At 64.7% G+C, this 12,298-nt stretch carries 9 protein-coding genes; all 9 read left to right on the top strand.

The window, feature by feature from the left end:
- Positions 1–22: 22 nt before the first annotated feature.
- Positions 23–1,006 (top strand): UDP-N-acetylmuramate dehydrogenase, encoded by a 984-nt coding sequence (murB, locus tag NYQ83_RS09405; RefSeq protein ID WP_261214308.1) that lies wholly within the window; start codon positions 23–25, stop codon positions 1,004–1,006.
- A gap of 92 nt (positions 1,007–1,098) precedes the next feature.
- Positions 1,099–2,031 (top strand): D-alanine--D-alanine ligase, encoded by a 933-nt coding sequence (locus NYQ83_RS09400; protein ID WP_261214307.1) that lies wholly within the window; start codon positions 1,099–1,101, stop codon positions 2,029–2,031.
- On the top strand, positions 2,019–2,933 hold the full coding sequence (locus NYQ83_RS09395; protein WP_261214306.1) for a cell division protein FtsQ/DivIB: 915 nt from the start codon (positions 2,019–2,021) through the stop codon (positions 2,931–2,933). The genes NYQ83_RS09400 and NYQ83_RS09395 overlap by 13 nt, the downstream gene beginning before the upstream one ends.
- Complete coding sequence (gene ftsA / locus NYQ83_RS09390; protein ID WP_409976987.1) at positions 2,930–4,255, top strand: cell division protein FtsA; 1,326 nt, start codon at positions 2,930–2,932, stop codon at positions 4,253–4,255. The genes NYQ83_RS09395 and ftsA overlap by 4 nt, the downstream gene beginning before the upstream one ends.
- Before the next feature lie 86 nt (positions 4,256–4,341).
- Positions 4,342–6,105 carry a cell division protein FtsZ gene (gene ftsZ, locus NYQ83_RS09385; protein WP_261214305.1) on the top strand — a complete coding sequence of 588 codons (1,764 nt, stop codon included), beginning with the start codon at positions 4,342–4,344 and terminating at the stop codon, positions 6,103–6,105.
- A gap of 242 nt (positions 6,106–6,347) precedes the next feature.
- The gene (gene lpxC / locus NYQ83_RS09380) at positions 6,348–7,304 is read left to right on the top strand and encodes a UDP-3-O-acyl-N-acetylglucosamine deacetylase (protein WP_261214304.1); all 957 of its coding nucleotides are present in this window, start codon (positions 6,348–6,350) and stop codon (positions 7,302–7,304) included.
- A 160-nt stretch (positions 7,305–7,464) separates the two neighbouring features.
- The gene (locus tag NYQ83_RS09375; protein ID WP_128291538.1) at positions 7,465–8,313 is read left to right on the top strand and encodes an outer membrane protein assembly factor BamD; all 849 of its coding nucleotides are present in this window, start codon (positions 7,465–7,467) and stop codon (positions 8,311–8,313) included.
- Positions 8,314–8,328: 15 nt separating this feature from the next.
- Positions 8,329–10,008 carry a DNA repair protein RecN gene (gene recN, locus NYQ83_RS09370; protein WP_261214303.1) on the top strand — a complete coding sequence of 560 codons (1,680 nt, stop codon included), beginning with the start codon at positions 8,329–8,331 and terminating at the stop codon, positions 10,006–10,008.
- A gap of 30 nt (positions 10,009–10,038) precedes the next feature.
- Complete coding sequence (gene ligA / locus NYQ83_RS09365; protein ID WP_261214302.1) at positions 10,039–12,213, top strand: NAD-dependent DNA ligase LigA; 2,175 nt, start codon at positions 10,039–10,041, stop codon at positions 12,211–12,213.
- Positions 12,214–12,298: the final 85 nt, after the last annotated feature.

The following is a 12,298-nucleotide window of genomic DNA, read 5'->3' as shown; positions in this document are numbered from 1 at the left end:
AGCTCGATCGGCAGGGATTGTGATGCGCGCTCACGAACTCGAGGGCCTGCTCGAAGGCTTCCGCGGCAGGCTGAAGGCGAACGAGCCGCTCGCGCCGATCGTCTGGCTGCGGGCCGGCGGGCCGGCGGATCTTCTCGCCATGCCGGCCGATGTCGATGATCTCGCCTTTCTTCTGAAAGCTCTGCCCGAAGAGGTGCCGGTGACCGTGATCGGTCTTGGCTCCAATCTCCTCATCCGTGATGGCGGGATCGAAGGCGTGGTTATACGCCTCTCAGGCAAAGGGCTGGGTAAGATCGAGGTCGATGGTGATCTCATTCGCGTCGGCACCGCGCTTCCCGACAAGCTTTTTGCGAAGGCGGCGCTCGATGCGGGCCTCGGCGGCTTCGCGTTTTATCATGGGATACCGGGCGGGCTCGGCGGGGCGCTCAGGATGAATGCGGGCGCCAATGGCGGTGAAACCTGTGATCGGCTGATCGAGGTCGTGGCGCTCGACCGTCAGGGCAACCGCCATGTGCTGACGCGAGCGGAGATGGGCTATTCCTACCGCCACAGCGACGCGCCCAAGGATCTCATCTTCGTCGAAGCGCTCTTCAGGGGCGAAAGGCGGCCCGAGGACGCGATCCGAGCCGAGATGGATGCGGTGCAAAAACACCGGGAAGAGGCGCAGCCGATCAAGACCCGCACCGGCGGTTCGACCTTCAAGAATCCACCCGGCCAGCGTGCCTGGGAGCTGATCGATGCCGCCGGCTGCCGAGGTCTCAGGATTGGCGGGGCGCGCGTTTCCGAGATGCATTGCAACTTCCTCATCAACGAGGATGACGCCAGTGCCTACGACCTTGAACTGTTGGGCGAGACGGTGAGGGCGCGGGTTCTCGCCCATTCCGGCGTGCGGCTCGACTGGGAGGTCCGGCGCCTTGGCCGGTTCGGCGAGACGGGCGAGGTCGAGCCGTTCCTGGGTGCCGGAGTGGGCGCTTTTCAAAGAATCGCCGATCCGCCTCTTAGTTAACGATTTCTAACCCTTTCGGGTCGAGATTGCGGCTTCGTTCGAATGCGGACCGAGCGCCAGGCGCGTCGGTTGGAGCAGAGGGAGGCGCTGCCGTGACCCGCAACACCCATATCGCCGTCTTGATGGGAGGCTGGTCGTCGGAGCGATCGGTGAGCCTTTCCTCGGGCAAATCCTGTGCCGATGCCCTCGAAGAGCGGGGCTATCGCGTGACGCGCGTCGATGTCGGGCGCGATATCGCAAGAGTCCTCAGCGATCTGCGTCCGGACGTCGCCTTCAACGCTCTGCACGGGCCTTTCGGCGAAGACGGCAAGATCCAGGGCCTCCTGGAAATCCTCGAGATTCCCTACACGCATTCCGGTGTGCTCGCCTCCGCGCTCGCCATGCACAAGGTCAAGGCGAAGGCCGTCGTCGCGAATGTCGGCGTGCCGGTCGCGGAACAGCGTGTCGTCACTCGCGAGGAAACGGCGCGCGAACACGTCATGGCGCCCCCCTATGTCGTGAAGCCGATCAACGAAGGCTCGTCCTTCGGCGTGACGATCGTACCTGAGGATCAGGCGCATCCGCCGCAATCGCTTCTGGGCGATGCCTGGACCTATGGCGAGGAGGTGCTGGTCGAGCACTATGTCGCCGGCAAGGAGCTCACCTGTGCCGTTATGGGACGGCCGGGCGAGGAGGAGGCCTTCGACGTCATCGACATCGTTCCCGTGGGCCACGGCTTCTATGACTTTGATGCAAAATATCTTCAGGGGGGCTCTAAGCACATTCTCCCGGCCAATCTTAAACCATTTGTTTACCAAAATATCCGCAGGTTCGCTTTGGAGGCGCATCGTGCCATCGGGTGTCGCGGAGTGTCTCGCAGCGACTTCAGGTACTGCGAGGAAAGCGATGAGCTCATCTGGCTGGAAGTGAACACACAGCCAGGCATGACGCCGACCTCCCTGGTCCCGGACATGGCGGCCCATGCAGGCCGCAGTTTCGGGGATCTGGTGACTTGGCTTGTGGAGGATGCATCGTGCCGACGATAGGGACGTGGCTGGCAGATCAGGGGGCTCGGGTCGACGCGTTGAGCGACGGTCTCGGCCATACCCTGAATCGCGCCGTGCCGCCGCGCCTGCGTCGCATCGTGGAAAAGATGCAGACCGGCCGGCAGCACCATTACGGCCAGGTCGCCGCGATCGGTTTCCTGGGCGCCACCATTCTTTACGGTCTGATCGCCGGCGGTCACATGCTGACGCTGCTCGACCGCACCGTTGCCGCCGCCTTTTTCGGCATTCAGGAGATCCGCATCGGCGGCGAGATCGAAACGCCCGAATCTGCGGTCGTCGATCAGCTCGACATTCGTGGCGGCTCGCTGCTCGGATTTGACGCGAGCGACGCGCGCGAGCGCCTCATCGCGCTGCCCTGGGTCAAAGACGCCGACATCCGCAAATTCTATCCGAACCGGCTCGACATCACGCTCACCGAGCGCACGCCGTTCGCGCTTTGGCAGAACGACGAGGTGATCTCGATCATCGACCGCGCCGGTGTGGTCATCGGGCCGTACAAGGATGTGCGTTTTGCCGGACTTCCCTTCGTGGTCGGCAAGGGCGCGGACAGCCGCGCCGACGGATTCATGACCATGGTGCAGCGGCACCCGTTCCTGGCGGAGCGCATGCGCACGGCCGTGCTCGTCTCGGAGCGCCGCTGGGATCTCGTGACGAAGAACGGCATCACCGTTCAGCTGCCCGAGAGCGGGGTCGACGAGGCGATCGATCGCCTGAAGGCTCTGCAGGACAAGGACGACGTCCTGTCGCGCGAGATCGTCACCATCGATCTGCGCCTCAAGGACCGCATCCGCATCGGCCTTGCGGACAATATGGCCGAAACCGTCATCAAGGAGAATGAATCGGTGATCCGTCGCCTCGCCAAAGCTGGAGGCGAGATTTGAACGCCATCACTGAAAACGCCGGCTCCCGCATCAAGCCGCTGTCGCCGCGCCGCACGGCCGTGGTGAGCGTGCTCGACGTCGGCTCGTCGAAGACCACCTGCCTCATTGCACGCCTGAAGCCGCTCGAAGGCGATCATCAGGCGGGCCGCACGCATCATGCCGAGGTGATCGGCTTCGGGCTGACGCGCTCGCGCGGCATCAAATCCGGTGCCGTCGTCGATCTGGAAGAGGCGGAAAAGTCGATCCGGATCGCCGTCGATCAGGCCGAGCGGATGGCCGACATGACGATCGGCTCCGTCATCGTCAACGTGTCGAGCGGACGTCTGAAGAGCGATACGTTTTCTGCCACAGTCGAGTTGTCCAGTTCCGGCGTGTCGGAGATCGATATTCAGCGCGTCCTGGGCGCGGGCTGCGCCAATTCCATCGCCGACGGGCGCGTCGTCGTCCATTCGCTGCCGATCGGCTATGCGCTCGACGGGCACAGGGGAATTGCCGATCCGCGCGGCATGCTCGGCAGCGAGCTCGGGGTGGACATGCATGTCGTCACCGCCGACGAAGCGCCGCTGACGAACCTCGAACTCGCCGTCAACCGCTGCCACCTCGAAGTGGAGACCGTGGTTGCGACGCCTTATGCGTCGGCGCTTTCGGTCCTCGTCGAGGACGAGGCGCAGCTCGGCGTCGCCTGTCTCGATTTCGGTGGCGGCACCACCAGCCTGTCGATCTTCTACGAAGGCCAGTTCATTCACGCGGCCAGCGTTCCGATCGGCGGCAACCACGTCACCATGGATATCGCGCGCGGCCTCTCGACCCGGCTTGCCGATGCGGAGCGCCTGAAGGCGCGCCACGGTTCGGCGCTGCCTTCGATCTCCGACGAGAAAGACATTTTGACGATCCCGCCTGTCGGCGAGGACGAGCGAGATGCACCGAATGCGGTGCCACGCTCGACGCTGACGCGCATCATCCGGCCGCGCATCGAGGAAACCCTCGAAATGGCGCGCACGATGATCGACGAATCGGGATTTGCCGAGATTGTCGGCAAACGCGTCGTTCTGACCGGCGGGGCGAGCCAGCTCACCGGACTGACGGAAACGGCGCGGCGGATGCTTGGACGCAATGTGCGTCTCGGCCGCCCGCAGCAGGGTGCGAATGCTTTGCCCGAGGCGGTCAAGGGACCGGCCTTCTCGGCGGCGCTCGGCCTTATCACCTATCCCCAGGTCGCCCGCATCGAGCAGTTCCGGACGAGACGTCCGAGCCAGTTTGCGATGACCGGGACGGATGGATACTTCGCCCGCATGGGGCGATGGATCAGGGAGAGTTTCTGACGCGCGGCGCGGGGCCGAGCGGCAATTGAGAATAGGCGCGGGCAAGGCAGATGCCCGACGCGAGGACAGCGGCGAAAGGACAACAGATGGCCATCAACTTGCATATGCCGGACCTTACCGAATTGAAGCCCCGGATCACCGTCTTCGGTGTCGGCGGGGCGGGCTGCAACGCGGTCAACAACATGATCGAAGCAGGCCTGCAGGGCGTCGACTTTGTCGTCGCCAACACCGACGCCCAGGCGCTGACGATGTCACGTGCCGACCGCGTGGTGCAGATGGGTGTGGCGGTGACGGAAGGCCTCGGCGCCGGATCGCAGCCGGAGATCGGGCGGGCCGCTGCCGAAGAAACGATCGATGAGATCAACGACCATCTGACCGGCGCGCACATGGTCTTCATCACCGCCGGCATGGGCGGTGGCACCGGCACCGGCGCCGCACCGGTGGTGGCGCGCGCTGCACGCGATGCCGGTATACTGACCGTCGGTGTTGTCACGAAGCCGTTCCAGTTCGAGGGCCAGCGCCGCATGCGCCTCGCCGAGGCCGGCATCAACGAGCTGACGCAGCACGTCGATACGCTGATCGTCATCCCGAACCAGAATCTGTTCCGCATCGCCAACGAGAAGACGACCTTCGCGGACGCCTTCGCCATGGCCGACGAAGTCCTTTATTCCGGTGTCGCCTGCATCACCGACCTGATGGTCAAGGACGGGCTCATCAACCTCGACTTCGCGGACGTCCGCTCGGTCATGCGCGAGATGGGCAAGGCGATGATGGGCACCGGCGAGGCCTCCGGCGACAAGCGCGCTGTGGAAGCCGCCGAGAAGGCGATTTCCAACCCGCTCCTCGACGAGGTCTCCATGCGCGGTGCGCAGGGCCTGCTGATCTCGATCACCGGCGGCAAGGACATGACGCTGTTTGAGGTCGACGAGGCGGCGAGCCGCGTTCGCGAAGAGGTCGACGGTGATGCCAACATCATCTTCGGCGCGACCTTCGACGAAAGCCTGGAAGGCGTCATCCGCGTTTCGGTCGTCGCCACCGGCATCGACCAGGAACAGCGCCAGTCGGAGAACACCGAGCAGCGCATGCAGGAGTTAAAGCAGCGCCTGAAGAGCGTCGGCGGTCCGGCAGGTCATGCCCGTCAGGCTCCCGAGCAGGTGGCGGCGAAGACCCCTTCTTTCGAGGAGGCGATGGCTGAGGATCTGGAGCGTGAGCTCGCTGCTCCGCGCCAGCAGCAGGTCGAGCGCCAGGTCGCGGCCGCAGCCGCCGCCGTGCCGCACACGAACCAGCAGCCGCGTGCCGAAGTTCGCCAGGAGAAAGGCATCAAAATCGGCCCGTTTCGCCCCGAACCGTCCTTGATCGCGCCGCGTGATGCGCATGACGAGATGGAGACGCGCGAAGCCCCGGTGCGCCGTCAGGAGGCTTTCGTTCCTCAGGCTGCGGAGCGGCCGGAGAGCGTGCAGCCGCGTATGCCGAAGGTGGAGGATTTTCCCGCCATCGCACAGCGGCAGATTCACGCCAGCCGGGGTGCCGCCAATGAGGAAGAAGAGCGCCGTCCGCGTTCCCTCCTGCAGCGTCTGACTCATGGTCTCGCCAAGCACGGCGAGGGCGAGGAAGGCCAGGCTCCGCGTCAGGCTCGCGACATGGAAATCGAGCCGCGGATCGCTGCCGCCCCCGAGCGGGCGCCGGCCCGTCCGTCGGCCGCCGAGACCTTCGGCCGGCCGCAGCAGCGGCGTGCTGTTGATCAGGCGGCACGCGGCGGTCTCGATCCGCATGGCCGTCCGGCAGCGGCTGGGCACAGCGAGGACGACCAGCTCGAGATTCCGGCATTCCTGCGGCGCCAGACCAGCTGATGGGCGCTCACAGCCTGTAACGCTCTTGCGGCCCCGGCGTTTTTCGCCGGGGCCGCATTTTTTTAAGTCTATGTTTTCATGAGCGAAATCGGATCGACGCCAGATTTCAAGTCGGTAACAAAAGGTAAGAAAGCTTGATTGGCGAAACTGTGACCGCTGCTGCTAGCTTCCGGCGCGTCGGGTGAGAGCCGGTCCGCTCCGATTCGCGATGCCACCGGCACGACAACATGAAAGATGGCTTGATGACACAGACCGCTCAGAGCGCCCAAAAGACGCTCCGCAGGGATGCGACACTTACGGGCATCGGCACGCATAGCGGCAAGCCGGTGACGTTGCGGCTGTCTCCTGCCGACCCGGATACGGGTATCGTCTTCGTTCGCCGCAACGAGGCCGGCGAAGACGTTTTCATTCCCGCGCGCTCTTCCTCCGTCGTCGGCACACAGATGTGCACGATCCTGGGTGATGGCGCCGGACTTTCGGTTGCCACCGTCGAGCATCTTCTGGCCGCGACTTCCGCGCTTTCCATCGACAATCTTGTGATCGAGGTCGATGGCGCCGAAATCCCGATGATGGACGGAAGTGCCTCGGCCTTCGTGGAGGCGATCGACGAGGCCGGTATCGTGGCGCAGCCTGCACGGGCGCGCGCGATCAAGGTTTTGAAGCCGGTACGCCTCGAGGTCGGATCGTCCTGGGCCGAATTTCTGCCCTATAGCGGGCGTCGCTTCACCGTCGAGATCGATTTCGACTGCCCGGTCATCGGCCGGCAGAAGCATGCGGCCAACATCACCGCGAACAGCTTCCGCCGCGACATCTCGCGGGCGCGGACCTTTGGTTACATGAAGGACGTCGAGGCCTTGTGGGCCAGGGGGCTGGCTCTCGGCTCTTCCCTCGACAACGCCGTGGTGATCGCCGACGACAAGGTCGTCAATCCGGAAGGCCTGCGCTACCCGGACGAATTCGTTCGCCATAAGCTGCTCGATGCGGTCGGCGATCTCGCTCTCGCCGGGGCGCCGATCATCGGCCATTATCGTTCCTATCGCGGCGGCCACAAGGTCAATGCCATGGCGCTTGCGGCGCTTCTGGAAGATCGCTCCGCGTGGAGCTGGCTCGTTTCCTCCGATCCCGCGCCGCGTCGCAGCGAGCAGGCGGAAGGCCTGCCCGGCTATTTCGCCCCCGCCTTCGCTCCCGACCGTTCGTAGCCATCACAGATGATGGCGCCATCACCATATGGCAGCCATTTTTGCGTGCTGTGCCCATCGCAGCCGGCCGACATTTGCGATTGCGGTGTGCATGCGGCTTTGCAGTCGGCCTGATCTTCGATAAGGAGGCAGCCCGTGCCCTTTTGCTCCGTGTGGATGCATGACTTTCTCTGACGCTACCAAGCCCGGGCTGCGCATCGTCGCCGCCAGTCTCCTCGTTGCCTCGATCGGCGCCTGCTCGAATTTCGGCAATCGTACGAAAATCATCGAGGAGGAACCGACCGTTCCTGCCGACGTCCTCTACAACGAGGGCCTCGCAGCGATGAAGGAAGGGGAGACGACCAAGGCGAAGGAGAAGTTCGCCGAGATCGACAAGCAGCATCCCTATTCGGATTATGCGCGCCGTTCGATGATCCTGTCGGCCTACCTCAACTACAAGCGCGGCAATTACACGGATGCGGTGACCGAGGCGAAACGCTTCGTGACATTGTTCCCGGCCAGCGATGACGCGGCCTATGCCCAGTACATCATCGCCGAATCATACTACCGGCAGATCCCCGACGTGACGCGCGATCAGGAAATGACGCAGCGCGCGATCCTCGCTTACGGGCAGATCCTCAGCAAATATCCTGATTCGGAATATGCCGATGACGCGCGCCGGAAGATCGATGTCGGCCGCGATCAGCTCGCCGGCAAGGAGATGCAGACCGGGCGCTACTATCAGGAGCGCGGGGAGTATCTGGCTGCGGTGAACCGATTCAAATCGGTCGTGGAAGCCTATCAGACCACCCGTCATGTCGAAGAGGCGCTGCATCGTCTGGTCGAGTGCTATCTCGCTCTCGGTCTCGTCGATCAGGCGCAGACGGCGGCCGCGGTGCTTGGGCATAACTTCCCAGACAGCCCCTGGTACAAGGATTCCTACCGGCTTCTGGCGGATAAGGGTGTCGAACCGTCGGAAAGCAAGGGATCTTGGATCTCGCGGGCCTTCCGCTCGGGGCAGGCCACCTGATAGCTTCCGGCGGCCATGCTGGCCAACCTGACCATCCGCGACATCGTTCTCATTGAACGCCTGTCGATCGACTTTGCCGCCGGTCTCAGCGTCCTGACGGGCGAGACCGGCGCGGGCAAATCGATTCTGCTCGATTCGCTGGCGCTCGCTCTCGGCGCGCGCGGCGACGCGGCGCTGGTGCGCTCCGGCGCGAACCAGGGGCAGGTGACGGCCGTCTTCGATCTCGTTCCGACGCATGCCGTCATCCGGACGTGCGAGGAGAACGGCATCGAGGTCGACGGTCCCCTCGTTCTTCGCCGCCTGCAGTCGGGCGATGGGCGCAGCCGCGCTTTCATCAACGATCAGCCGGTGTCGGTTTCGCTCTTGCGCGAGATCGGCCATCAGCTCGTGGAAATTCACGGCCAGCACGACGAACGGGCGCTTGTCGCCCCCGAAGAACATCGCAGGCTCCTCGATGCTTTCGGCGGGCTGGAACGGGATCGGGCGGAAGTTGCCGGCCACGCTCAGGTGCTGAGAGAGGCGGAGCGGCAGGCCGAAGAGCTGCAAGCCTCCATCGAGGCGGCCGAGCGGGAAGCCGATTTTCTGCGCGCTGCCGTTGAAGAGCTCGAAGCGTTGTCGGCCGAACCCGGCGAAGAGGAACGGCTTGCCGATCGCCGACGGCTTCTCATGCAGGCGGAGAAGGTTGCGGGCGACCTCAACGAGGCGCTGGATATCCTGGGCGGCAACGTCTCGCCCGTGCCGGATCTGGCCGCTCTCATGCGGCGGTTGGAACGCAAGAGCGCCGAGATGCCGGAGGTGATGGACGCGATCGTGGAAGCGATCGGGCAGGCGCTCGACCGGCTTGAAGATGCGCGTTCGGGCCTTGCCGCGGCGGTCACCGAGCTCGGCCATGATGCGGGCGAGCTCGAGCGCGTCGAGGAGCGGCTTTTCGCCATTCGTGCGGCGGCGCGCAAATATCGCTGCGAGGCCGACGCGCTTCCGGGCGTGGCGGCGGATTTTGCGGCGAAACTTGAGGATTTCGAAAGCGGTCACGACCGGCTGGCGCGCCTGCAGAACGCGGTGCGCGAGGCCGAGGAGAGTTATGTCGCGGCGGCGCGCATTCTGTCGGAGCGACGGGAAGAGGCCGCGCGAGGTCTCGAAGAGGCGGTGACTGCCGAACTGCCCGCTCTCAAACTCGAGGCCGCGTCCTTCCACGTGCATTTGCAGCGGGACGATGCGCGGCGGAGTGCGGATGGCTTCGACACGGTGTCCTTCGAGGTTCAAACGAATCCGGGCACGGCGCGCGGGCCCTTGATGAAGGTCGCGTCCGGCGGCGAGCTTGCCCGTTTTCTTCTGGCGCTCAAGGTGGCGCTCGCCGACCGCGGGTCTGCTCCGACGCTCGTCTTCGATGAGATCGATTCGGGCGTCGGCGGTGCGGTGGCGGAAGCCATCGGACGGCGGCTCGCACGGCTTTCAGAGCGCGTCCAGGTGATGTCGGTCACGCATGCGCCGCAGGTTGCGGCCCGTGCCAACGGCCATTTCGTCATCTCCAAGCGCGTGACCGACGAAGGCCGCAAGACGGCGACGGCCGTGACCCGCGTCGAGGCTGAAGATCGGCGCGAGGAGATTGCGCGCATGCTCGCGGGCGCCACGATTACCGATGAAGCGCGGGCGGCGGCCGAGCGGCTCATCGTGGGTGAGAGCCAAGCCTCTTGAGCTTGGCGCGGCTTTGCGCGACAGGACGGCATGGCACCACGCTCCAAAAAGTCGTCCGAAGGCGAAGAGGCGCTTGCCGCCGAGCCTGTCGACAAGCTCACCCTCGACGAGGCGCAGGCGGAACTCGCGCGGCTGGCGGCGGAGATCGCCGGGCATGACCGGCGCTATTACGAAGACGATGCGCCTTCGGTTTCCGATGCGGCCTATGATGCCCTCCGGCAGCGCAATGCGGCGCTCGAGGCTCGCTTTCCGGAGCTGAAGCGCAGCGATTCGCCTTCAGAGAAGGTCGGCGCAAAGCCTTCCGGCCGCTTCGCCAAGGTGCGCCACAGCGTGCCGATGCTGTCGCTCGACAACGCCTTTTACGATGAGGACGTGCACGATTTCGCGGCGCGGATCCGGCGGTTTCTCGGGATGAAGCCGGAAGAGGCGATCGAGGTTCTGGCCGAGCCGAAGATCGACGGGCTGTCGGCCTCTCTGCGTTACGAAAACGGCGTTCTGGTGCGCGGGGCAACGCGTGGCGACGGCACCGAAGGCGAGGACGTCACCGCCAATCTCCGCACCATCGAGGATATTCCCGAGCGACTGCCGAAGGGCGCGCCGGAGGTGATGGAAGTGCGCGGCGAGGTTTATATGAGCCACGCCGATTTCGAAGCCCTCAACCAGCGCATGGAGGAGGCGGGGGACCGCGTCTTCGCCAATCCCAGGAACGGCGCGGCAGGTTCCCTGCGTCAGCTCGATGCCAAGGTGACGGCAAGCCGGCCCTTGCGCTTCTTCGCTTATAGCTGGGGCGAGGTGACGGCGCTGCCGGCGGACACGCAATGGGGCGTGATGGAGGTGTTTCGCGACTGGGGGCTGCCGACCAACCCGTTCATGAAGCTCTGTGCCAATGTCGAAGAGGCGCTCGCGCATTACCGTCATATCGAAGCGGAGCGGGCGTTGCTCGGCTACGACATCGACGGCGTCGTCTACAAGGTGAACCGGCTCGACCTGCAGGAGCGTCTCGGTTTCGTGTCGCGTTCGCCACGCTGGGCGATCGCGCACAAATTCCCAGCCGAGAAGGCGACGACGGTTCTGGAGGGCATCGAGATCCAGGTCGGGCGCACCGGGGCGCTGACGCCCGTCGCGAAGCTGAAGCCGGTGACCGTCGGCGGGGTCGTCGTTCAGAACGCGACGCTGCACAACGAAGATTACATCAAGGGGATCGGTCGTGACGGCGAGACGATCCGTGACGGCAAGGATATCCGTGTCGGCGATACGGTGACCATCCAGCGGGCCGGCGACGTCATTCCGCAGGTGCTCGACGTCGACCTTTCGAGGCGACCGGAAGACGCTAAGCCTTTCGAGTTTCCGACCCAATGTCCGGAATGCGGTTCCGACGCGGTGCGCGAGCACGATCCCAAGACGGGGCGCACCGATGCCGTGCGGCGCTGCACGGGTGGGCTCATCTGCCCGGCGCAGGCGGTGGAGCGGCTCAAACATTTCGTCTCGCGCGAGGCCTTCGACATCGAGGGACTCGGCTCGAAACAGGTCGAGGCGTTCTGGCGGGACGGCCTCATCATGCATCCCTCCGACATCTTCACGCTTTCCGCGCGTGACGAGCGCTCACTCAAAAAGCTCAAGGATCGCGAGGGGTGGGGCGAAACGAGCGTGCGCAATCTCTTTGCGGCGATCGACGAGCGGCGGCAGATTTCGCTCAACCGCTTCGTCTATGCGCTCGGCATTCGCCATGTCGGCGAAACCAACGCCAAACGCCTGGGGCGCCATTACGGCACCGTCGAGGCTTTCCTGGAGGGAGCCCGCGCGGCAACGGATCAGGAAGGTCAGGCCTGGCATGAGCTCAATGACATCGACGGCATCGGCCCGGTGGTGGCGGAAGCGATCGCCCAGTTCTTCGGCGAAGAGCACAATCTTGAGGAGATCGAGCGGCTCCTGCGCGAGGTGACGCCGGAAGAGGCGGAGAAGGTCGCCTCGGCTTCGCCCGTCGCCGGCAAGACGGTCGTCTTTACGGGCTCACTCGAAAAGATGACCCGCGACGAGGCCAAAGCGATGGCGGAGCGCCTTGGCGCGAAGGTGTCGGGATCCGTCTCCGGCAAGACCGATCTCTTAGTCGCCGGCCCGGGCGCCGGCTCGAAGCTCAAAAAGGCCGCCGATCTCGGCGTCGAAGTCATCGACGAGGATGGCTGGTTCAAGCTCATCGGCGAGTAAGAGGGCCAGCGGATAAAAGCGTCAGCGGGCGGCGCGGCCCGGATTTTCGTCCGGAGAGTTGCTGCGCCGCCCGCAAAGCCTGTTT

It is taken from the genome of Afifella sp. JA880 (genome assembly GCF_025379905.1).
In the GTDB taxonomy this organism is placed as follows: Bacteria; Pseudomonadota; Alphaproteobacteria; order Rhizobiales; family Afifellaceae; genus Afifella; species Afifella aestuarii.
This window is presented reverse-complemented; position numbering and strand designations above follow the sequence as displayed.

Coding starts and splice junctions, on each gene's coding strand:
- lpxC (WP_261214304.1), top strand. CDS start 6,348: ATGACACAGACCGCTCAGAGCGCCCAAAAGACGCTCCGCAGGGATGCG.
- recN (WP_261214303.1), top strand. CDS start 8,329: ATGCTGGCCAACCTGACCATCCGCGACATCGTTCTCATTGAACGCCTG.
- NYQ83_RS09375 (WP_128291538.1), top strand. CDS start 7,465: ATGACTTTCTCTGACGCTACCAAGCCCGGGCTGCGCATCGTCGCCGCC.
- ftsZ (WP_261214305.1), top strand. CDS start 4,342: ATGGCCATCAACTTGCATATGCCGGACCTTACCGAATTGAAGCCCCGG.
- murB (WP_261214308.1), top strand. CDS start 23: ATGCGCGCTCACGAACTCGAGGGCCTGCTCGAAGGCTTCCGCGGCAGG.
- ligA (WP_261214302.1), top strand. CDS start 10,039: ATGGCACCACGCTCCAAAAAGTCGTCCGAAGGCGAAGAGGCGCTTGCC.